The organism is Polynucleobacter sp. JS-JIR-II-b4 (genome assembly GCF_018687815.1).
GTDB lineage: Bacteria > Pseudomonadota > Gammaproteobacteria > Burkholderiales > Burkholderiaceae > Polynucleobacter.
On sequence record NZ_CP061306.1, the window covers coordinates 1,852,156 to 1,874,661 of the forward strand.

The 22,506-nt window shown below is 47.0% G+C and carries 22 protein-coding genes and 1 tRNA gene; 17 read left to right on the plus strand and 6 right to left on the minus strand.

Going from position 1 to position 22,506, the window contains the following annotated elements:
- Positions 1–2 precede the first annotated feature (2 nt).
- Together ICV90_RS09350 and queF are read left to right on the plus strand one after the other, a co-directional pair.
- The gene (locus ICV90_RS09350) at positions 3–911 is read left to right on the plus strand and encodes a 5'-nucleotidase (protein ID WP_072582710.1); all 909 of its coding nucleotides are present in this window, start codon (positions 3–5) and stop codon (positions 909–911) included.
- Between the two features lie 13 nt (positions 912–924).
- The gene (gene queF / locus ICV90_RS09355) at positions 925–1,752 is read left to right on the plus strand and encodes an NADPH-dependent 7-cyano-7-deazaguanine reductase QueF (protein ID WP_215358661.1); all 828 of its coding nucleotides are present in this window, start codon (positions 925–927) and stop codon (positions 1,750–1,752) included.
- An 8-nt stretch (positions 1,753–1,760) separates the two neighbouring features.
- Here queF and ICV90_RS09360 read toward each other — a convergent pair whose 3' ends face one another.
- From ICV90_RS09360 to ICV90_RS09370, 3 genes are all read right to left on the minus strand, one after another.
- The gene (locus tag ICV90_RS09360) at positions 1,761–2,933 is read right to left on the minus strand and encodes a hypothetical protein (RefSeq protein WP_215358662.1); all 1,173 of its coding nucleotides are present in this window, start codon (positions 2,931–2,933) and stop codon (positions 1,761–1,763) included.
- 201 nt (positions 2,934–3,134) lie between these two features.
- Complete coding sequence (ssb, locus tag ICV90_RS09365) at positions 3,135–3,590, minus strand: single-stranded DNA-binding protein (protein ID WP_215358663.1); 456 nt, start codon at positions 3,588–3,590, stop codon at positions 3,135–3,137.
- A gap of 81 nt (positions 3,591–3,671) precedes the next feature.
- Positions 3,672–4,856, minus strand: coding sequence for an MFS transporter (locus ICV90_RS09370; RefSeq protein ID WP_215358664.1), 1,185 nt, complete (start codon positions 4,854–4,856; stop codon positions 3,672–3,674).
- A 37-nt stretch (positions 4,857–4,893) separates the two neighbouring features.
- On the opposite strand from ICV90_RS09370, the gene uvrA reads away from it, so the two are divergent.
- Positions 4,894–7,791, plus strand: a complete 2,898-nt coding sequence (uvrA, locus tag ICV90_RS09375; protein WP_215358665.1) for an excinuclease ABC subunit UvrA — start codon at positions 4,894–4,896, stop codon at positions 7,789–7,791.
- A 14-nt stretch (positions 7,792–7,805) separates the two neighbouring features.
- Here the strand turns inward: uvrA and ICV90_RS09380 are convergent, their stop codons facing one another.
- On the minus strand, positions 7,806–9,788 hold the full coding sequence (locus tag ICV90_RS09380; RefSeq protein ID WP_215358666.1) for a monovalent cation:proton antiporter family protein: 1,983 nt from the start codon (positions 9,786–9,788) through the stop codon (positions 7,806–7,808).
- Positions 9,789–9,799: 11 nt separating this feature from the next.
- Here ICV90_RS09380 and ICV90_RS09385 point away from each other — a divergent pair, with 11 nt between their 5' ends.
- The 9 genes from ICV90_RS09385 to rapZ all read left to right on the plus strand — a co-directional run bounded on the left by ICV90_RS09385 (position 9,800) and on the right by rapZ (position 16,255).
- Positions 9,800–10,792 (plus strand): SIS domain-containing protein, encoded by a 993-nt coding sequence (locus tag ICV90_RS09385; RefSeq protein ID WP_215358667.1) that lies wholly within the window; start codon positions 9,800–9,802, stop codon positions 10,790–10,792.
- A 27-nt stretch (positions 10,793–10,819) separates the two neighbouring features.
- Positions 10,820–11,392: an HAD family hydrolase gene (locus ICV90_RS09390; protein ID WP_215358668.1), complete on the plus strand. Its 573-nt coding sequence runs from the start codon at positions 10,820–10,822 to the stop codon at positions 11,390–11,392.
- A gap of 3 nt (positions 11,393–11,395) precedes the next feature.
- A complete protein-coding gene (gene lptC / locus ICV90_RS09395; protein WP_215358669.1) occupies positions 11,396–12,037 on the plus strand; it encodes an LPS export ABC transporter periplasmic protein LptC in 642 nt (213 codons plus the stop codon).
- A gap of 10 nt (positions 12,038–12,047) precedes the next feature.
- Positions 12,048–12,602 carry a lipopolysaccharide transport periplasmic protein LptA gene (gene lptA / locus ICV90_RS09400; RefSeq protein WP_251367723.1) on the plus strand — a complete coding sequence of 185 codons (555 nt, stop codon included), beginning with the start codon at positions 12,048–12,050 and terminating at the stop codon, positions 12,600–12,602.
- Positions 12,599–13,366, plus strand: a complete 768-nt coding sequence (lptB, locus tag ICV90_RS09405) for an LPS export ABC transporter ATP-binding protein (protein ID WP_215358671.1) — start codon at positions 12,599–12,601, stop codon at positions 13,364–13,366. The genes lptA and lptB overlap by 4 nt, the downstream gene beginning before the upstream one ends.
- 193 nt (positions 13,367–13,559) lie before the next feature.
- Positions 13,560–13,883 carry a ribosome hibernation-promoting factor, HPF/YfiA family gene (gene hpf / locus ICV90_RS09410; RefSeq protein WP_012358449.1) on the plus strand — a complete coding sequence of 108 codons (324 nt, stop codon included), beginning with the start codon at positions 13,560–13,562 and terminating at the stop codon, positions 13,881–13,883.
- Between the two features lie 33 nt (positions 13,884–13,916).
- Entirely contained in the window at positions 13,917–14,378 is a 462-nt protein-coding gene (locus ICV90_RS09415; RefSeq protein ID WP_215358672.1) for a PTS sugar transporter subunit IIA, read from the plus strand.
- Complete coding sequence (gene hprK / locus ICV90_RS09420) at positions 14,375–15,361, plus strand: HPr(Ser) kinase/phosphatase (RefSeq protein WP_215358673.1); 987 nt, start codon at positions 14,375–14,377, stop codon at positions 15,359–15,361. The genes ICV90_RS09415 and hprK overlap by 4 nt, the downstream gene beginning before the upstream one ends.
- 3 nt (positions 15,362–15,364) lie before the next feature.
- Positions 15,365–16,255: an RNase adapter RapZ gene (rapZ, locus tag ICV90_RS09425; RefSeq protein ID WP_215358674.1), complete on the plus strand. Its 891-nt coding sequence runs from the start codon at positions 15,365–15,367 to the stop codon at positions 16,253–16,255.
- Here rapZ and mutY read toward each other — a convergent pair.
- The gene (gene mutY, locus ICV90_RS09430) at positions 16,200–17,345 is read right to left on the minus strand and encodes an A/G-specific adenine glycosylase (RefSeq protein ID WP_215358675.1); all 1,146 of its coding nucleotides are present in this window, start codon (positions 17,343–17,345) and stop codon (positions 16,200–16,202) included. The genes rapZ and mutY overlap by 56 nt on opposite strands.
- Entirely contained in the window at positions 17,330–18,166 is an 837-nt protein-coding gene (gene mutM / locus ICV90_RS09435) for a bifunctional DNA-formamidopyrimidine glycosylase/DNA-(apurinic or apyrimidinic site) lyase (RefSeq protein WP_215358676.1), read from the minus strand. The genes mutY and mutM overlap by 16 nt, the downstream gene beginning before the upstream one ends.
- Positions 18,167–18,201: 35 nt before the next feature.
- On the opposite strand from mutM, the gene ICV90_RS09440 reads away from it, so the two are divergent.
- The 5 genes from ICV90_RS09440 to ICV90_RS09460 all read left to right on the plus strand — a co-directional run bounded on the left by ICV90_RS09440 (position 18,202) and on the right by ICV90_RS09460 (position 22,462).
- Entirely contained in the window at positions 18,202–19,689 is a 1,488-nt protein-coding gene (locus tag ICV90_RS09440) for an outer membrane lipoprotein LolB (RefSeq protein ID WP_215358677.1), read from the plus strand.
- Between the two features lie 11 nt (positions 19,690–19,700).
- The gene (gene ispE / locus ICV90_RS09445) at positions 19,701–20,579 is read left to right on the plus strand and encodes a 4-(cytidine 5'-diphospho)-2-C-methyl-D-erythritol kinase (RefSeq protein ID WP_215358678.1); all 879 of its coding nucleotides are present in this window, start codon (positions 19,701–19,703) and stop codon (positions 20,577–20,579) included.
- Between the two features lie 5 nt (positions 20,580–20,584).
- Positions 20,585–20,661: transfer RNA gene (locus ICV90_RS09450), tRNA-Gln, on the plus strand.
- Positions 20,662–20,715: 54 nt separating this feature from the next.
- The gene (locus ICV90_RS09455; protein ID WP_215321077.1) at positions 20,716–21,681 is read left to right on the plus strand and encodes a ribose-phosphate pyrophosphokinase; all 966 of its coding nucleotides are present in this window, start codon (positions 20,716–20,718) and stop codon (positions 21,679–21,681) included.
- A gap of 136 nt (positions 21,682–21,817) precedes the next feature.
- Positions 21,818–22,462, plus strand: a complete 645-nt coding sequence (locus ICV90_RS09460; protein WP_215358679.1) for a 50S ribosomal protein L25/general stress protein Ctc — start codon at positions 21,818–21,820, stop codon at positions 22,460–22,462.
- The last annotated feature ends 44 nt before the right edge of the window (positions 22,463–22,506 follow it).

The following is a 22,506-nucleotide window of genomic DNA, read 5'->3' on the forward strand; positions in this document are numbered from 1 at the left end:
AAATGTCATACACACTCACCGGAAAACTCGTCGTCGCGATCTCTTCGCGCGCCCTGTTTGATTTCGAGGAAGAAAATCGCATCTTCGAATCAACCGATGACAGCGCCTATATGAAATTACAGTTGGAGCGCCTGAGTGAGGCCGCTCAAAAAGGGGTGGCATTCCCTTTGGTAAAGAAACTCCTCGCTTTTAATGATGAGGGTGAGCAACGTGTCGAAGTGGTGATCCTCTCTCGCAACGATCCAGTCAGTGGCCTGCGTGTATTCCGCTCAGCCGAGCATCATGGACTACATCTTGAACGTGGCGTATTTACAAGAGGTAGGCCTCCGTATCATTATTTGCGCTCTCTACATGCCAACCTCTTCTTGTCTGCAAATGAAGATGATGTACGAGCAACGATTGATGCAGGCTTTCCTGCCGCTCGTGTGTATCCAGAGTCCAGCAAAACCGCGGAGTCTCATCCTAATGAAATCCGTATTGCATTTGACGGAGACGCAGTTCTTTTCTCCGATGAAGCCGAACAAGTCTTCCAGAAAAAAGGTCTTGAAGCTTTTGTGGATCACGAAAGTAAGAAGGTCGATATTCCCTTGCCTCCCGGCCCATTCAAGCCCTTACTAGAGGCCTTACATAGACTACAACGTTCCACTAGTGAAAACGGCATGCGAATTCGGACGGCATTAGTTACAGCACGCTCTGCACCAGCCCATGAACGAGCCATTCGCACACTGATGGCATGGGGTATTGATGTAGATGAAGCAATGTTTTTAGGCGGCCTCTCGAAGAGCGAGTTCTTGCGAGAATTCGAACCAGACTTTTTCTTTGATGATCAAACCGGTCATTGCCAATCAGCAGCCTCTGTAGCGCCCACAGGCCACGTGGTATCTGGCGTATCAAATAAACCTAAGAAGTAAGCGAAATACTGTAATGGCAACCTTACCCCTCGGACAATCAACGCAATATCCAGATCAATATGATCCGAGTGTGTTGTTTCCCATCCCCAGATCTGAGAATAGAAAGAAGTTGGGCTTTAAAGAAGATCAAGCTCTACCCTTTGTTGGTGTTGATATTTGGAACGCCTTTGAACTCAGCTGGCTCAATCAAAAGGGTAAACCACAAATTGCTTTGGCAGAGTTTCAGATTCCTGCAGACTCGCCGAACATGATTGAGTCCAAGTCATTCAAGCTTTATCTCAACAGCCTTAACAGCGCACGCTTTGAGGATGAGAATGAAGTTAAAGAGCGACTCATTACCGACTTATCTGCAGTTGCTGGCAGCAAGGTCACCACCCGCATCAACCCAACAGAAGCAGTCTCCAAAAAAGGGATACAAGAAATGGGTGGCATTTTGATGGATAGATTAGATATTGAAGTAGATCCAAACCTACCCGCAGACCCAGGCCTACTTGGCGTCAATGAATCCTTTGGCCCAATAGAGCAGTGTCTTGTCTCGCACCTTCTTAAGTCTAATTGCCCAGTGACCGGTCAACCAGACTGGGCGAGCGTGCAAATTCGTTACCAAGGCAGGCCGATCCTTGAAGAGGGTTTATTACGCTACCTCATTGGCTTTAGACAGTTAGGCGAATTCCATGAGCATTGCGTGGAAACCATCTTTACTGATATCAAGCGTCAGTGCAAACCGGAGAAGCTATCCGTATATGCGCGCTACACACGACGCGGCGGCTTAGATATCAATCCTTTCCGCACAGACTACAACTCCCCTTGGCCAGAAAACATTCGACACGCACGTCAATAAGTCAAAACTTAAGGCGTCGTAGTCTGGATGCTTACTTGTGCGGGCTTGCCATATATCTTTTCCAGATTTGTATGAATACTTGGAGCCTGAGAAAAGCAGCTTTTCACTAAAGCTGGGTTCAAGTACCAGCCTGCATCCCCTTTTGCCTCATCAATAAATGACTTCATCACAATTGCACTGTCAACGTCATCAAGACCTGCTGACTTCAATTTCGATAAGGCAATGGAGCAGGCGCGAGTGAGATCGGCCCCCTCCACTTTGGTCACTTGCTGCAAAAGACTTGGCGCTGAACTATTTAAGAGCTGCATAAAGTTTTGACTAGAACCGGGCACCTGGAAATTTAAAATATAATCTGATGACAGGTTTTCACGGGTAGCCAAATCCACAATGTTTGCCACAGTTGGATAGAAGATGCTTCTAAAGTATTGAACCTCTAACTTCACTGTAAACATTAATTGCTTATCTGCTTTGGGATCTTTTTGTAGTTGCTGAATTTGTTTATCCGTCAGACTACTTACGCTTTGATCAATCTTGTATACAGGGATTTGCACTGCGCTAATTCCTCGACGCAACTCTGACCAGCTAAATGTCACGGGCACTTTTGCATCAATCATTCCCTGCAAAAGACTATTGGCTTTTTTCTGGGTATCGCTCATCACTGAATTACCAACAGTCGCTGAAATACCCCCAATCGCCGCTGCTGATCCGCCTGTTGCCACCATTGCCGCTGCGCCGAGAAGTAATTTTGCAGAACCCACAAAGTCTTGATTGGAATCATTCGAGCTTCTGACATTCAGGACCAAAGATAGATTTCCTGGATTAAATACTGAGTAAGCACCAAGACTGGTGATTGGCACTATCTGCAATGGTGTAGTGCTCAGAGAAGAGCACTCAGAGCCACTATCTCTACCATCAAAAGTCCCAATTGGAATGTCTACTTTATCAAGCTTACTCTTAAACCCATAGGTAACAACCGATAGAACAAGCTGAGTTTTATCCGATCCCCAGAAACTACGACTAGCCATCTGCGTGCATGTATTAACTGGAATCACTTCAGAAGTAATTGTTAGGTAGCCGTCATTGCCCCGGCCTTCTTGCAACCATTCGGGGGAATCTCCTTTAACAAAGGAAGGATTCATATCCGGAAAGAAGAAGGGGGCACCATAAGATAAGCTAGGCATGATGGCCGCAAGCACTACTGTGCATAGCAAAAATACTAACTGCCTTATTCCTCTGATATTCATATGGTTATTTTAAGGTCAATAGTGAATGTTAGATTTACATGCACCCAAGAATCCTGATTACATAAAAGAAAACCCCAATAACTAATTGGGGTTTTCTTGATTTTTAGTAAAAACTACTTACTAGGCATTCTGAAATTATCAAAACGGAATATCGTCGTCCATTGCGCCTAATGATGCAGCGTTTGATGATGCTGGAGCAGACTGCTCAGCCGGCTTTGAGCGGCTATAGCTCTCGCCACCATCACCACTTCCACCTACTGGCTTGCCACCAAGCATTTGCATTGTTTCTGCAACGATCTCTGTGGAATACTTTTCTTGGCCACTAGCGTCAGTCCATTTGCGTGTACGCAAACGACCTTCAACATAAACCTGTGAACCTTTTTTGAGGTACTGACCAGCGATTTCTGCAAGCTTGCCAAAGAATGCAACACGGTGCCATTCTGTGGTTTCTTTCATTTCGTTAGTTTGTTTGTCTTTGTAGCGATCAGATGTTGCTACTGAGATATTTGTAACTGCGTCGCCGCTTGGCATGTAACGCGTCTCTGGATCACGTCCTACGTTACCTACGATGATGACCTTATTTACCGAAGCCATGTTGTCTCCCGAAGAAAAATACTACTGTTATTACTGCTAAAAAATAAACTGCTCGCTTTAATTGAATCAATAAAGCTGCGGTTATGTCGTTGTGCTTACATCCTTGGAACCTGTTGCTCTTGTTGGCATTTCACCCATCGACCAAGCAATTATAAGCCAGCAAACGAGGAGTGCTGCACCCATGGCAAAGACCGATAAATCACCGTGGCTATCCATCAAATAGCCCCCAATGACCGCCCCTGAAAACAAGCCAATGGATTGCGTAGTGTTGTAAACACCTAATGCGGTCCCTTTGGATTCTTTAGCAAAACGAGACACCAAAGAAGGTTGTAAGGCTTCGAGCAGATTAAAGCCTACAAAATAAACCAGTAATGCAGCTGCAATCGTCATGACTGAATTGGCTTGCGTAAAGATCAATTCGGCAACTAGTAATAAAACAATCGCAACTAACAAAATAGTTCTTAACTTCTGTTTCTTTTCACCGTAAATAATTGCGGGTGCCATGAAGATAAAAGACAGTAGCACAACAGGAAGATAAATTTCCCAATGAGAAGAGAGCGGCAGTCCTGCTTGTACAAGTAAACGCGGGACCACTAAGAACATGGCTACTTGAGTTGCATGCAATACAAACACACCAAGATTTAAGCGCATCAACTCTGGACGAAAGAAAACTTCTTTCAATGAAGCCTGTTGAACTTTAGCTTCAGGCTTACTCGTTGGCAAAACATAATAAGTAACGAACATGGCAATTACGCCCAATGCCGCCAGAACGATAAAAATTCCACTGAGACTAATTGCGCGATAAATCGGGGCGGCAATCACTAAAGACAAAGCAAATGAGAGGGCAATACTGCCGCCTACCAATGCCATAGCTCGAGTGCGGACTTGCTCGCGAGTCAAATCAGCTACCCATGCAGAAATCGCTGCTGAGACGGCGCCAGCGCCCATGACCCCCCGGCCAATCGCAATCCAGAGCAAATCATCTTTGGCGGCACAAATTAAGGCTCCGGCCACAAACAGGGATAGACCCCATAAAACAACGGGTTTACGGCCAATTCGGTCCGATAACCGGCCTAAAGGGATGTAAAAACAGGCCTGCACAATATTGAAGATTCCAAGAGTCAAACCGACCCAGAGGGCATGCTCACCACCCGGCAAGCCACGCGCATGAATGCTAAAGATCGGCAATAGCAAGAATAGGCCCAGCATACGGAGGCCAAATATGCCTGCTAAGGCCAGAGTGGAGCGGAGTTCAGAAGGATTCATGGGAAAGAGCTATATTAACAAGTTACGCTAAAAAATCATGAATAACGAAATCAAGATCCGCGGTGCCCGCACCCACAACCTCAAAAACATCAATCTAGACATCCCTAGAGAGAAACTCGTCGTCCTTACTGGCTTATCTGGCTCAGGCAAAAGCTCGTTGGCTTTTGACACTCTGTATGCAGAAGGTCAACGTCGCTACGTGGAATCTCTCTCAGCCTATGCCCGTCAGTTTTTACAACTGATGGAAAAGCCAGATGTCGATACGATTGAAGGGCTGTCTCCAGCGATTTCGATTGAGCAAAAAGCAACCAGCCATAACCCTCGCTCTACCGTGGGTACCGTTACTGAAATTCACGATTACTTGCGTTTGTTATTTGCACGCGCAGGCACGCCCCATTGCCCAGACCACAATCTACCTTTAGAAGCACAAAGCGTCTCTCAAATGGTCGATACCGTGTTGTCGATGCCTGAAGATACGAAGTTGATGATTTTGGCTCCAGTAGTGAGTGAGCGCAAAGGTGAGTTTGTTGATCTCTTTCAAGACCTGCAGGCACAAGGCTTTGTACGATTCCGCATACGCTCTGGCGGTGGCACAGCAAACGTAGCAAAAGCAGAAATTTTTGAAGTTGATCAATTACCAACCCTCAAAAAGAACGATAAGCATTCGATTGAAGTGGTGGTTGATCGCATTAAGGTACGCCCTGATATTCAGCAACGTCTTGCCGAATCTTTTGAAACAGCCTTACGTTTGGCTGATGGCAAAGCCATGATAGTCGATATGGATACTGGCAAAGAGATGATTTTCTCAAGCAAGTTTGCTTGCCCAGTTTGCTCATACTCCTTACAAGAATTAGAGCCTCGCCTCTTCTCATTTAATAACCCAATGGGCGCCTGCCCGTCCTGTGACGGCCTGGGTCACCAGTCTTTCTTTGATCCTAAGCGTATCGTTGCGCACCCTGATTTATCGCTCGCTTCTGGCGCCATTAAAGGCTGGGATCGTCGCAATCAGTTCTACTTCAAACTCCTTCAGACCCTGGCTAAGCATGGCGGCTTTGATGTGGAGAAGCCATTTGAGACGCTAAACAAAAAGCAGCAAGATTTGATTCTATTGGGATCTGGTGATGTCACCATTCCTTTCGAGTACATCAACGAGCGTGGCAAGAACAGCATTCGTGAACATGCCTTCGAAGGCATTGTTGCCAACTTTGAAAGACGCTATCGCGAAACCGACTCCATGACGGTTCGTGAAGAACTATCGCGTTATCAGAATGTACAAACCTGCCCAGAATGTAACGGCAGCCGTTTGCGCAAAGAAGCGCGCTTTGTCAAAGTGGGTGAGAAGAAACAGTCTCGCGCGATTTACGAGATTAGCGCCCTCCCTCTCAAAGAAGCCAAAGAATATTTCGAGACCCTTGAGCTTAAGGGTGCCAAACGAGAAATTGCTGACAAGATCGTCAAAGAGATTGGCGCACGTCTTCGCTTCTTAAATGACGTAGGCCTAGACTACCTTTCACTAGAGCGTAGTGCCGACACTCTTTCTGGTGGAGAAGCCCAACGTATTCGCCTGGCAAGCCAGATTGGCTCTGGCTTAACGGGAGTGATGTATGTATTGGATGAGCCATCTATTGGCCTGCATCAACGCGATAACGATCGCCTGATTGGCACCCTGAAGCACCTGCGTGATTTAGGTAATAGTGTTTTAGTCGTTGAGCATGACGAAGATATGATTCGCGCCTCTGACTGGGTGATTGATATCGGTCCTGGTGCTGGCGTTCATGGTGGCGAAGTAGTAGCTCAAGGCACACCTGCCGAAGTAGAAGCCAACCCGAATTCCTTAACTGGTGCCTACCTTGCCGGCCGTGAAGCAATTGCGGTTCCAGAAAAACGTATTCCTGTAAATGATCGCTTTTTAGAAATCATTGGCGCGCGCGGCAATAACTTGCAATCTGTTCATGCAAAAATCCCCGTTGGTTTGTTAACTTGTGTGACTGGTGTATCAGGCTCTGGTAAATCCACCTTAATTAATGACACCCTGCATCATGCTGTTGCTCAACACCTCTATGGTTCTAATGCAGAGCCTGCAGCACACGATGCAATGAAGGGTCTAGAGCATTTCGATAAAGTAATTAGCGTTGACCAATCTCCTATTGGTAGAACGCCGCGCTCCAACCCTGCTACCTACACAGGACTATTTACCCCGATTAGAGAACTCTTTGCTGGTGTTCCTGCATCACGTGAACGGGGCTATGAAGCCGGACGCTTCTCCTTCAACGTTAAGGGAGGTCGCTGTGACTCTTGCGAAGGTGATGGCGTTCTTAAAGTAGAAATGCACTTCTTGCCTGATGTTTATGTACCTTGTGATGTTTGTCATGGAAAGCGCTACAACCGTGAGACTTTAGATATTCGCTACAAGGGTAAGAATATTCATGAAGTACTCTCGATGACAATCGAACAAGCCCATGAGTTCTTTGAAGCGGTACCCGTTGTTAAGCGCAAACTCAAAACATTGCTGGACGTAGGCTTGGGCTATGTGAAGCTTGGACAAAGCGCAACCACCCTATCCGGCGGTGAAGCGCAACGCGTAAAACTCTCTCTTGAACTCTCCAAACGTGACACCGGCAGAACCTTATACATCTTGGACGAGCCAACTACTGGTTTGCATTTCCACGATATTCAGCTGTTACTAACTGTGATTCAAACACTCAAAAAACAAGGCAATACGATTGTCATCATTGAGCACAACCTTGATGTGATTAAGACTGCGGATTGGATTATTGACTTAGGGCCTAAGGGCGGCGCCGGTGGTGGGCAAATCATTGCTACTGGCACACCAGAAGACGTAGCGAAAAATGAATTGAGTTTTACAGGTCACTACTTAGCGCCTTTGCTAACTCGCAAAGCGCCTACTCCTGTAGCCAGCAAAAAGAAAAAGTAATACGTCAACAGATCTCAGAGTAATTTAGCTTCAGCCAAATCGGTTGCCTCTGAATTGCCTGAGATCACCAAAATATCGTTGGCCTCAAGCTTAAGATCCGGAACGGGGTCCAACTTTACATAATCTGCGTTTCGGCCCTTACGACGTACTGCCTGAACATTGACGCCTTCTTTCTCTAAATTAAGCTCGCCAAGGGTTTTACCAATCGCTTTTGAATGGGGTAGCAGTGTAATGGCATGTAAGCGCCAAGATTCATTGGAACCAAAGTCATCGTCTGCAGATCCGCGGAAGTAGCCCCTCAGCAAGCTATAACGCTCTTCCCTTGCTGTAGTGATGCGTCGCACTACCTTACGCATTGGCACTCCCATGATCAATAGAACATGGGAGGCGATCATTAAGCTACCCTCAATTAACTCGGGTACCACTTCGGTAGCTCCGGCAGCCTGCAACTTGGCGATATCCGCATCATCTCTAGTACGCACCAATACCGTCATACCAGGACGTAAGCGCTCTACCTGACGCAACACTCGCATACTTGCTGCGGTATCGGCATAAGTAATCACAACTGCCTTTGCCCTTGAAAGACCAGCGGCTACTAAATAGTTTTCACGACTAGCGTCGCCATAAACCACATTATCTCCAGCAGCCGCAGCCTCTTTAACGCGATCAGGATCTAAATCCAAGGCAATGTATGGAATTTTTTCTTGATCAAGCATGCGGGCCAAACTTTGACCTGAACGACCGAAGCCACAAATGACCACATGGTTTTCATTACGAACACTCTTGGAAGCAACACGAGTTAATGCAAGCGATTGCAGCAGCCATTCGTTACTGGAGAAACGCATTGCAATGCGGTCGCTGTATTCAATGAGGAATGGTGCGCAGAACATGGAGATCAACATTGCTGCCAATACTGCTTGACTCAAGGTGGGGTCAATTAAATCCAGGCCATCAATTTGATTGAGTAACACGAAGCCGAATTCACCCGCTTGAGCTAAGCACAGTCCAGTTCTAATCGAGATTCCAGGGCTAGAGCCAAAGACCCGAGATAGCAAAGCAATAAGGCCAAACTTGAAGATGAGTGGGCCAACCAGCAAAACCAAAACCAATAACCACTGCTCACGAATGGCATTGAAATCCAGCAACATGCCAATCGTCACAAAGAAGAGGCCAAGTAAAACGTCGCGAAACGGCTTGATATCCTCTTCCACTTGATGGCGATAAGGCGTCTCAGAAATCAACATGCCAGCTAAGAATGCACCAAGTGCTAGCGACAAACCAAAGTGCTCGGTAAGTGCCGCCATGCCCAAAACAATCAATAATAGATTGAGCATGAACAACTCTTGTGAGCGCAACTTAGCAACCAACTTAAACCAATGACTCATCAAGCTTTGGCCAATGAAGAAAATCAATACCAAGGCAACGGTGATTTTGATGGACGCTGCAGTTAACGCAACGAACAAGTCAGAAGGATTTTTCCCGAGCGATGGTAATAGGATCAACAGGAAGACCACTGCTAAATCCTGGAACAACAAAATACCCACGACATTGCGGCCATGCTCTGCCTCTAATTCGGCGCGATCAGAAATCAGCTTGGTCACAATTGCGGTGGATGACATTGCCAGCGCACCACCTAAAGCGATCGCAGCATGCCAAGAGATGGGATAAATCCAATTCATTAGCAAACTAGCGGGGATTGCTAAAAGCATTGTCAGAATGACTTGACTGCCACCAAGGCCAAATACGATCGATCGCATTGCCCTTAATTTATGCAGGTTAAATTCCAAGCCAATCGAGAACATTAAGAAAACCACGCCAAATTCAGCCAAATACTTCACTGTGGCTGAATCATTCGCCAAGCCCAGGGCATTAGGCCCAATCAGCACGCCAATGGCCAAATAGCCCAAAATGGGGGGTAAGCCAAAATAGCGGAAAATAACCACTCCGGCCACACCCGAGGCCAGGAGAATGAGAGTTAATTGAAGGACTGACGGCATATACTTACTCGATGATAGCTAAGACTCGTGAACGTACCCTAAAGCTTGCGCGCGACACCCTCACTATTGAGGCTGCTGCACTGCAAACCATGCGTGATCGCCTTGAGGGCGCCAATGCTGATGCCCTCGTCCTGGCGGTTGAGCTTTTACATGGCTGCAAAGGCAGAATCGTCGTTTCTGGAATCGGCAAATCGGGTCATATTGCTCGCAAAATTGCCGCTACTTTTGCTTCCACAGGTTCCCCTGCATTTTTTGTTCATCCCGCTGAAGCCAGCCACGGTGACTTAGGCATGGTTACTAGAGATGATGTTTTTGTTGCACTTTCTAATTCCGGCGAGACCGATGAGCTTTTGACTATCGTGCCAATCGTGAAACGCACTGGCGCAAAACTCATTGCCCTCACTGGCGCTCCAAATTCCTCTCTTGCCAAATTGGCAGACGCGCATTTAGATACCAGTGTTGAAAAAGAGGCGTGCCCATTGAATCTGGCGCCTACAACCAGCACTACTGCTGCACTAGCCATGGGCGATGCACTAGCTGTTGCCTTACTAGACGCGCGCGGCTTTGAAGCTGAAGACTTTATTCGCTCTCATCCTGGCGGCAGACTAGGTCGCAAGCAATTAATGCATGTCAGCGAAGTAATGCGTAGCCTTGCAGACACGCCAAAGATTTCCATTGATGCATCGCTACAAGATGCCTTGTTAGAGATGACCGCAAAGCGTATGGGTATGGTCGTGATCCTAGATGCCAACAAAAAAGTATTTGGCATATTGACTGACGGTGACTTGCGTCGCCTTCTGGAAAAAACTACCGACCTTGGCGGCATCAAACTGAAGAGTGCGACCACTGCCGATCCTCGCACCATTCCAGCAGAGTTACTTGCTGAAGAAGCGATCGAGATGATGGAGAAACATCGCATCAATCATTTGGTAGTGACAGATAACCAAGGCCATTTATTAGGCGCATTAAATCTGCATGATTTATTTGCAGCCAAAGTTATTTAATCTCCATTAGTAATCGAGTCTTTTTTTATGCCTAGCGCCTTCAATACCCATAACACCAACCCATTAGCTCAATATCCACAGGCCTGGGAGCGTGCAGGCAAAGTGAAGCTTTTGGTATTAGATGTTGATGGCGTATTAACAAATGGACAAGTTTGGATTGGCTCTGATGGCAAAGAATCTTTAAAGGCCTTTGATATTCAAGATGGTTTAGGCATCAAATTATTAGAGCAATGCGGCATTCCGACTGCCATCATTACCGGCAGAAATTCCAAAATGGTTTTGGCGCGCTGTGAAGAGCTTGGTATTAAACATGTTCACATGGGTGTTGAAAACAAAGCTATTGCCCTGAAAGAAGTTCTTCAATCTCTGGGGCTGACTGCGGCTGACTGCGCTGTTATGGGTGACGATTGGCCAGACATGCAAATGATGAAAAATGCAGGCTTTCGAATTTGCCCGGCACAAGGTCACGAAGCTGTCCATGAATTTTCCCACTTGGTGACGACACGCAATGGCGGTAATAGCGCAGTGCGTGAAGTATGCGACCTGATTCTCAAAGCGCAGAATCGCTACGAAGAATTACTTCTTAAGGCTTGTAGCTAAGCAATGCAGTTAAAGCCTCAGCAAATTAAGGTTGGCATCGGTCGCGCTCTGTTGCGCCTGCTGCCCTTAATATTGATGGGCGTGCTCACGCTGGCAACTTTTTGGTTGGTCCAAAAAAATACTCCGCCAGAAAAATCTCCTTTAGAACGCGTGCGCCTGCATGAGCCTGACTACACCATTAAAGATGGTGCACTATCCGCACTTAATGAATTAGGCAATACTAAATACCGAGTGTTAGGCGTCAAAGTCACTCACTATGATGACGATGCCTCTATCGATATCCTGACGCCGCGCATGCGCCTGTTCCAAGCTGAGAAAGCCCCTGTAACTGTGAAGTCAGATACAGGGCATATCGATGGTGATCTCACCATCCTCGATTTATACGATAACGCCAGTATCTTTCGCCCAGCGCAAGAAGCGACTGCATCACAGCCAGCGACTTTAAGAATGTTAGCCAGTTCAAGCTATTTCAAAGTGCTCATTAACGATGACATTATTGAAACCGATCGGCCAATTACTCTTGAGCAGGGCATGTCGATTATGAATTCCACTGAAGGTGGTGTATTTAACAACGTCGAACAAAGTATGGTGCTCAGCGGCCAAGTTAAAGGACGTATTGAACGCGCCCCACGGAGTCACCAATAAAATGGTGTCGATGAAAATCGTATCGGTTCGCCTTGCATTCCTGACCTTGGGGCTCTCCCTTGCATCCCTGTCGTTCGCGGAAAAAGCAGATCAAGATAAACCCGTCATCCTGGAAGCAGAGAAAGTTTCTGTAAACGACGTAAAGCAAATCTATGACCTCAACGGCCAGGTGCTACTCATCAAAGGTAGCATTATTGTGACTGGTGAGGATGGCCACATTGCAGTGGACTCTCAGGGCTATGAGTTTGTCGATGTTGTTGGCACACCGGAAGCGATAGCGAGCTTTAGACAACGTCGTGAAGGACTTGCAGATGAGTTCATGCAAGGTCGTGGCGCCCAGGTTACCTATGATGCCAAGACAGAATTTCTGACGTTGACAGGCGATGCTAGCTTGAAGCGCTTGCTCAATATGCAAATGCTTGATCAATTAAAGGGCTGGAAAATTGAATACGATGATGTAAAGCAGTACTATCATGTCACGCCCCCTAAAGATGCAAAACCGGATGATCTGCCCTTAGCAAGAGCCATCCTTTCACCAAGACGAAAAGCAACCCTAGAGAAATGACAGCGGATTTAGCCCACATCGATAATGCGTCCACACTAAGCGCCCATAACCTACAAAAACGGTATGGCTCAAGAACCGTGGTTCGTGATGTATCCGTACAAGTTAGATGTGGTGAAGTAGTTGGCCTGCTAGGACCAAATGGAGCAGGCAAAACAACTTCGTTCTACATGATTGTTGGACTAGTCCCACTCGATGGTGGGAATATCGTTTTAGATGGCGCGAATATTACGCATTTACCGATTCATGAGCGCGCTCGAATGGGTCTCTCCTATTTGCCGCAAGAAGCCTCTGTATTTAGAAAGCTCAACGTAGCTGAAAATATTCAGGCAGTCCTAGAGCTTCAAGCTCAGGGTGGCAAACCCCTTACTAAGGCTGAAATTGCCAACCGCCTAGATGAGCTCTTGGGCGAACTCCAAATAAGTCATCTGCGCAATAATCCAGCCCTTTCCCTATCGGGTGGTGAACGTAGACGGGTGGAAATTGCGAGAGCGCTTGCTTCCCAGCCAAAATTCATCTTGCTAGATGAGCCCTTTGCTGGTGTTGACCCTATTGCTGTTGGGGAAATCCAGCGCATTGTGCGCTTCCTGCGGGACCGCCAAATTGGGGTACTGATTACCGACCATAATGTCCGCGAAACCCTAGGTATCTGTGATCACGCTTACATCATCAGCGAAGGTAGCGTATTGGCCGAAGGCAAGCCTGATCAGATTATTCAGAACGATGCCGTGCGCAGAGTCTATCTGGGCGAAAACTTCCGGATGTAAGCCAGACAAGGCTTCCCGCTTTTAAAGTAATAAAAATTGCACTTCCCTCTTGGTTTTCGGCAAATTCGCTGATACGCTGGAGGCTCATGGTTTATTTTTCAAAAAAAACAGCACAAAAAATTTCAGGGGCTTGCTGCGCACCCCGGGCATGACTATGCGCACGCATCTATAGCATCTATAAAAGGAGTCGCTAATGAATTTGAAAATTAATAGCCGTCACGTGGAAGTTACCCCTGCCATGCGCTCTCATCTTGAGGCGGGACTAGCCAAAATTCGTAAGCACTTCGATCACGTCATTGATGCGTCTGCCTTCCTGGTAGTAGATAAAGCCAAGGAGAAGGACCTCCGTCAAAGCGCCGAGATCACCATTCATCTCAAAGGGAAAGATCTGTTCGCTGAAGCACACAATGCCGACCTCTATCACGCCATGGATGCAGTGGTTGATAAGTTAGAGCGTCAAGTTGTCAAACACAAAGAAAAGATTCAAGATCATCATCACGAAAAGCATTTTGAGTGATCTAGTACGTCAGGACACCTATAATCAATTCACATGAATGCCCTGACCAATCTTTTTACTCCCGACTGCATTGCATTAGATATCCCCGCCACAAGCAGGGCTGATGCATTTGCAGCCGCTGGAGAACTGTTTTCTAAACAAACAGGAATAGCAGCAAACTCCGTTATAGAGTTCCTCAATGCTCGTGAAGACTTAGGTTCTACCGCGCTCGGCGCTGGTGTAGCTATCCCTCACGGTCGTGTGAAAGGCCTAAAGCAACCAAGTGCCGCTTTTATGAGACTGCAAAACCCCATTGAGTTTGCAGCTCCGGATGGTGAAGCGGTTTCCATCCTGATTTTCTTGCTGGTGCCTGAAAAAGCCACCCAACAACATTTAGAAATTTTGTCTTCGATTGCTCAGCTTCTGTCAGATGCAGATGCTCGCGAGACCTTATCGTCTGCTGCAGACCCCTTAAAGGTTTGCGAACTCTTACAACACTGGGGTACAGCAAAATGACTCAGCCATTACTCCTAGAGGGAGTAACTGCTCAGCAGATTTTTGATGACAACGTTTCAGAATTAAAGCTGTCTTGGATCGGCGGTCTTGAAGGCGCCGACCGCACTTTCCCGCCAGAAGCAGTCAAAGTGGCGGCAGCTAGCTCAGACCTAGTGGGTCACTTAAACCTCATTCACCCAAGCCGCATTCAAATCTTCGGCGAGCAAGAGGTTGAATATCACGCAGCTCTGGAGCCAAAACAAAGGCAAGAGCAAATTGCCAGTTTGATCTCCAAGATGCCTCCTTGTGTCATTGTGGCTGATGGTAAGAGTGCAGATCCAGATCTGCAACTATTCTGCCAACGCTCTTCAACACCGCTATTCACCACCACTATTTCTGCTGCGGAAGTGATTGATCATTTACGCACTTACTTAACCAAAATTGGTGCCCCTCAAATCACAATGCATGGTGTCTTCATGGACATTCTGGGCTTGGGTGTGCTTCTTACTGGCGAATCCGGCCTAGGTAAAAGTGAATTAGGTCTCGAACTCATTTCTCGTGGACATGGATTGGTAGCCGATGATGCGGTTGACTTTGCACGTCTTGGACCTGATTACATTGAGGGTCGCTGCCCCGTCATCTTGCGCAACCTACTTGAGGTACGTGGACTGGGATTGCTCGATATTCGGACGATCTTTGGTGAAACAGCAGTGCGTCGTAAATTAAAACTACGCCTCATTGTTCAGCTCGTTCGTAGAACCGATGGCGAATTTGAGCGTCTACCCCTTGAGGCCCAGCATATTGACGTACTAGGCATCCCCATTCGTACGGTCAAAATTCAGGTGGCTGCTGGCCGCAACTTAGCCGTACTAGTTGAGGCTGCCGTTCGCAATACTATTTTGCAATTGCGCGGTATCGATACCTTAAAAGAATTTATCGAGCGTCAACGTATTCAGATGAATGCGGAGTCAGAATCCTCAAAGTCCCAAGGACGCCTACTCTAAGCTATGCAGATCAATCTGATTACCGGAATCTCAGGCTCAGGTAAATCAGTAGCCCTCAGGGCTTTTGAAGATGCTGGCTATGACTGCGTAGACAATCTTCCTGTCTCACTTCTCGAAAACCTCATCTCCACACTTGAAAAAGAAAAGTGCGAGCAAGTTGCAGTCGCCATAGATGCTCGTCGCGGTCAATCTATTGCAAACTTGCCATCCATTCTCGAGAACCTACGCAAAAATCATCAGGTAAGAGTGGTATTCCTCAATGCCGATACCAATACTTTGGTGCAACGCTTCTCAGAAACCCGTCGTCGCCACCCCTTATCTACTAATGGCAAACAATCTCAATCGGCAACTCTGATTGAGGCAATTGATAAAGAGCGTAATTTGCTCGAGCCCTTACGTGCCCAAGCGCACAGCATCGATACCAGTAACCTACCTGCTCATGCACTGCGTTCCTGGATTCAAGATCTCCTCAAAGACAAACCGGTAGGTCTCACAGTAGTTTTTGAGTCATTTGGTTTTAAAAAGGGCGTGCCCAGCGAAGCGGACTTAGTTTTTGATGTGCGCTGTCTACCAAATCCTCACTATGACAAAGCGCTCAGACCACTTACCGGCAACGACAAGCCCGTTAAGGAATTTCTGGAAAAAATTCCAGAAGTCATGAGCATGGAATCCGACATCACCCAATTCATTAACAAGTGGTTGCCCCATTACATTGCTGATGGTCGCAGTTATTTGACGGTTGCCATTGGTTGTACTGGCGGCCAACATCGCTCTGTCTATCTCGTAGGCCGCTTGAGCGAACACTTCCGCGCCCAAAAGGACCTCATGGACTTGCAGCTTAATTTTTTAGATCGTCACCGCGAACTAGATTCAATCCCTGCAGCAAAAGCTTAATCGGCTGCGGCAGGCCATGGCGCCCTAGCTGAGCCAAGGGAACCCACTTCAGATCTGGATTTAAAAAGACCAACTCTTTTGGAGCGCTTACCTGCCATATTTGCATCCACAAGCGTCTGTGCGTAAAGACATGCTTAATTTCTTCGGCTCGCTTTAATGATTTACAAGCTTTTGTAAGTGCTGCCAATTTTTCTTCGGGCAATGTAGCTGCAAATAATTCCTGTGGGCTTATCCCAACAACTCTTGCACGAGCTACCCTAGGGGTCCAAGGCCCTTCAGGCAAAGACCACAGACCACCCCAAATGGCCTTGCTCGGGCGCTTTTGCAAGAGGATGGAGTTGCCGGAACGCATCAACAACATATTGCAATCAAATTCTAGGGATTTGGTCTTCTTGGTTTTTTGTGGAAGCAAAAGGACTTGACCGCTTAAATTGGCTTGGCAGTCTTTTGCGAATGGGCATTTTTTTTCAGATCCTAAACATACTGGTTTGCGTGACGTACACCAAGTAGCGCCAAAGTCCATCAGTGCCTGGGTATAGACCGGCATATCTGTAGGCTTAGTTGGTAGTAAATCTATTGCTAAATCCCATAGTCGATCGTTGATCTTCTTATCTTGTATCGCACCTTCAATGGCAAATAAACGTGCCAGAATGCGTTTCACATTTGCATCCAAAATAGGTGCTCGCTCATGAAAAGCAAATGCGGCGATTGCGCCAGCTGTAGATCGCCCAATCCCCTTTAATTGCTCAAGCAAAATGGGGTCACTTGGAAACTTGCCGCCGAACTCTGTCATGACCTGCTTTGCGCAAGCATGTAGATTTCTAGCGCGCGAGTAATACCCTAATCCCGCCCACTCAGCCAATACCTCGTCGATATCAGCGGAAGCTAATTTTTTAACTGTTGGAAAGCGTTTCATAAAACGTGGGTAGCGCTCAAGGACCGTAGCCACTTGAGTTTGTTGCAACATGATTTCTGAAACCCACACTGCATAAGGATCTCGATTACCTTGCCAAGGCAAGCCTGAGCGCCCACTGATCGCATGCCAAGCAACCAGCTTTGATGCAAATGTGTTGATCAGCGTTTTTGACATTGAGTACAAAAATAAGTGGAGCGTTGGCCCTGCACTATCTGACTAATAGGCGACTTACACACCTTACATGGTAAGCCTTTGCGGTCATAGACCTTGGTTTGGACCATAAAGTGCCCGGGATCGCCATCGCTATTCACAAAATCTTTCAAACTACTGCCGCCAGCCGCAATCGCTTTTTTCAGAATTAATCTCACCGCTTCAGCCAGGCGAGAACATTGTGGTCGGGTCAGTTTTCCTGCAGCTTTAGCTGGATGAATGCCCGCCTCAAACAAACTTTCAGAACAATAAATATTGCCAACACCGACAACTGCTTGCCCTGCCAAAAGAAACTGCTTCACAGCGACACTGCGCTTGCGGGATTTTTGATACAAAATATCGGCGCCCAGCTCACCCGCAAACTCCGGAGAAAATGGCTCAACTCCCAACTTTTGCAAAAGCGCAAATGTTTCAATGGGACCTTTTGATTTGGGATGCCATAAAACGGCACCAAATTTTCGTGGGTCATGCAAACGCAAACTGAACTTACCGAACTCTAGCGTCACGCGATCATGAATCTTGAGGGGGTCCGAGCTTGGGAGTACACGCAAAGTTCCCGTCATACCCAAATGAATCAGCAAGTAGCCCGTATCCATTTCTAATAAAAGATACTTCCCACGCCTCTCAATGGCATGTACTGTTTGCCCAGGCAAGCTTTTAGAAAGGTTGGCGGGCACTGGCCAACGCAAGCGTCCATCAATAATCTTGACGGCGCTGACCTTGCGCCCCTCCAGATGGGGGGCGATTCCTAATCGGGTGACTTCTACTTCTGGAAGTTCTGGCATAAATGGATTGTAGATTCGCGGATTAGAATGTGCTTATGAGTAAATTCACAATGAAACCCCTATTAAAGGGTTTATTCTTGGCGGCCTTAGCTGGTGGAGTCATTTCATCAGCCCATGCCCAAAACCAGGCAAATGGATTACAAACTGGTGAAGCCGTTTTTGAGGTGCTTGCCTCCGAAATCGCCCTGCAGCGGGGCGAGGCTGGCTTGGCTTACAACACCTATCTGGAGATGGCACGCCAATACCAAGATCCTAGGCTAGCCCAAAGAGCGATGGAAATTGCGATTGCAGGCGGCTCCCCGGATTTAGCTATGCAAGCGGCCAAAACTTGGGATGAACTCTCTCCAGCCTCAGATACCAAACCTAAAGAAGTCCTGGTCACGCTGTTGATCTTAAGCAATCGCTGGTCCGATGCTATCAAGCCAGCAATTACTTTATTGCGCCAACAAACTCCTGCCCAACAAGAAAATACCCTTTTGCAATTGCAAGCATTACTTGCTAAAGCAAAAGATGAGTCAGACGCCTTGCGCGCTTTTTATGAAATCGCCTCCACTGTCAAGATTCCACCCAAAGATCCGGGCCTACTTTATACCTATGCCATGTCTGCTGAAAAAGTAGGTCGCATGGATGTGATGGAAAAAACCTTGCGTGATATTTTGCGCAAGAACCCAAACGATGTAAATTCCCTAAATGCTCTTGGCTATTCTTTAGCCGACCGCAATATGAAGTTACCTGAGGCATATGCGCTCATCAGTAAAGCGCATCAACTATCTCCAAAAGATAGTTTTATTTTGGACAGCTTGGGCTGGGTCAATTTTCGTCTCGGTAAAAACGCCCTTGCATTAGAGCAATTACAACAAGCATTTGCTATGAAACCAGAAGCGGATATTGCAGCTCATACTGGTGAAGTGTTGTGGGCTATGAATCGCCGTGCGGAAGCAGAAGAGATGTGGCGCCAGGGACAAAAAATAGACGCCAATAATCCAACCCTGAAAGAAACCTTACAACGTCTAAAGCCAGACTGGGTAAGGGATGATCAAGCGTCTAAGGGATCATGGGATGGGCGCTTTGCTGTCAAAGTCATTGGCTTAACTGAGTCACAAAACCAAGGTGGCTCTGGTGGTTTTACCTTAACTCAAGAAGCATTAAAAGATGTTTTAGAAATACGCAATCCAATGGGTGGCTCGATTGCCAAAATTACCATTACGCCGGGTGAAGCCACGCTCGAAAGTGATGGCAAAGTAGTGACTGCAGTTGATGCAGATAGCTTAGTACAAAACACATTAGGCCTACCACTACCAGCGCGCGGATTATCAAATTGGTTAAGAGGCGAAGTACGCCCTGGAAGCGAAGCAAGTGTTGATAGAAATGCAAATGGTCAAGTAAGCAAAATTAGCCAGGATGGCTGGGACTTGGTATATACCTGGAGCAATACCAATCGTCTCGAAAAACTCACGATGACACGTAGCTCGAATATCGGCTCAATTGATATACGTCTCGTGTTTGACCGCCCGAATGACTAAGCAAAAGAACAATGGCGAAACCCGATTCTTTATCTCTTCGTTCGCCGGCTAAGCTCAATCTTTTTTTACACATCATCGGACGTAGAGCAGATGGTTATCACCTACTTCAATCTGTTTTTCAACTAATTGACTGGTGTGACACCATCCACTTAAAACGCATTTCTGAAAATGAAGTGCGCCGCATTAATCCAATTCCCGGAGTTCCTTCCGAGCAAGATTTGGTGGTTCGCGCAGCTAAGCTACTAAAAGAATTTTGCAAGATTGAGGCTGGCGTTGAAATTACTCTTCACAAAGAAATTCCGATGGGTGCAGGCATGGGGGGCGGGTCGTCTGATGCAGCAACTACATTGATTGGTCTTAACGCCCTTTGGAATCTCAATCTCTCCAAAGAAACGCTTTGCACCCTAGGGCTTAAGCTCGGTGCCGATGTCCCCTTCTTCATTTTTGGTCAAAATGCCTTTGTTGAAGGCATTGGGGAGAAAATTCAAGAAATTTCCCTCCAAACCCCTGATTTCTTGGTGATCTTCCCCAATCAGGGCATTGCCACTGCTAGCATTTTTCAAGACCCGGAATTGACCCGAGATCACGCTCAGATTACAATTGATGGCTTTCTTGCATCGCCATTGTTATATCAATCGAATGATTGTCAGGCTGTAGCGATGCGGATTTGCCCAGAAGTGAAGCAAGCTTTGGATTGGATTACCCAGGCAGTACCGGGCTCTCAGCCCCGAATGTCTGGTTCTGGTAGTAGCGTTTTCGCAGTCTTAGACCCTAAGACTGATACCGCAAAACTAGAAAATCTTCTACAAAATCTTCCTGAAGGGTGGGTAGGTCGGGTTGTTCGGGGGCTAAATAAAAATCCCGCTTACAATTTGATTTCTTCAGATTGACCTGTAGGGGAATCGCCAAGCTGGTTAAGGCACTGGATTTTGATTCCAGCATGCGAAGGTTCGAATCCTTCTTCCCCTGCCAAGTACTGTAGAAACGATAAAGATAACCTTTTGACCCCACAAAACCCATAAGACTATGTCCTCCACAAACGCAGATTTATTGACTCTTTTCACAGGCAACGCAAATCCCGTTTTGGCTGAGGCCGTAGCCAAAGAACTCAAACTCCCAATGGGAAAAGCCTTTGTTGGCCGATTCTCTGATGGCGAGATTCAAGTAGAAATTCAAGAGAACGTCCGCGGCAAGAATGTCGTGGTGATCCAATCAACCTGCGCACCTACAAATGACAGCTTGATGGAACTCATGATCATGATTGATGCTCTGAAACGAGCATCTGCAAGCCGCATAACCGCAGTGATTCCTTACTTCGGTTATGCCCGTCAAGACCGCCGCCCTCGTTCTGCCCGCGTAGCTATTTCCGCTCGCATTGTGGCCAACATGCTTCAGTCAGTAGCTGGCATTGAGCGTGTTTTGACCATGGATCTGCATGCCGACCAAATTCAGGGTTTCTTCGATATCCCGGTAGACAACATTTATGCTTCCCCAGTCCTTTTGGCTGACTTAGAAGCGCAGAAAACTAAAAAAGATCTGATCATCGTGTCTCCAGACATTGGTGGTGTGGTTCGAGCCCGTGCAATGGCTAAGCAATTGGGCACTGATTTGGCGATTATTGATAAACGCCGTCCTAAAGCAAACGTATCCGAAGTAATGCACCTTATTGGCGAGGTAGAAGGTCGCCATTGCGTCATCATGGATGACATCATCGATACCGGCGGAACCCTCTGTAAAGCCGCTGAAGCGCTTAAAGAGCGTGGTGCTAAGGGCGTTACCGCCTACTGTACTCACGCCGTGCTCTCAGGCGGCGCTGTAGCTCGTATTGCTGCTTCTGAATTGGATGAGTTGGTTGTTACTGACACCATCCCCTTGACAGCAGAGGCCATGAAAGTTTCCAAAATTCGCCAATTGAGCGTTGCTCCGATCCTCGCTGAAACCCTTTCCCGCATTAGCAAAGGTGATTCAGTGATGTCGATGTTTGCTGAATAAGCCAAAAATCACCGTTTTACCCCGGTTTTTGGCAGTTTTAAGCCTTTTGTAGGCAAAAACACCCTTTCCCACGATATAATCGAAGGCTTTTCTGTTTGGTCGCGAACGGAAATTAACCTTAACTAGGGAAATCATCATGAAAGTAGTTGCCTTTGAAAGAAGCGTACAGGGAACGGGTGCGAGCCGCCGTCTGCGCAATTCCGGAAAAACTCCGGGAATCGTTTACGGTAGTAAAGATCCAGCCTTGGTCATCGAGTTAGACCACAACGCGTTGTTCCATGCTCTCCGTAAGGAAGCATTCCACTCATCCATTTTGGATTTGGAAATTAGCGGTAAGACACAAAAAGTGTTGTTGCGCGATTACCAAATGCATCCATTCAAGCCATTGGTATTGCACATTGACTTCCAGCGCGTATCTGCGACTGAGAAAGTTCATATGCGCGTTCCATTGCACTTCACAAATGCTGACACTTCAGCTGCTGTGAAATTGCAAGGCGCTGTTATTAGCCACATCCTTACTGAACTCGAAGTTTCTTGCTTGCCAGCAGACTTGCCAGAGTTCATTGAAGTGGACTTGGCGAAGATTGAAGTTGGTCACGGTATTCACGCTAAAGACATCGCATTGCCAAAAGGCGTTACTTTGGTATTGCATGTTGAGCAAGAGAACCCAGTACTTGCTAACGCACGTATCCCAGCAGTTAAAGCTGCTGAGCCTACAGATGCGCCTGCTGCACCAGCAGCGGCTGCCCCTGCAGCTGAGGCACCAAAGGATAAAGCTTAATTATTTAGCTCAATCGCTTGTACAAGAAGGCCTGCGCAAGCGGG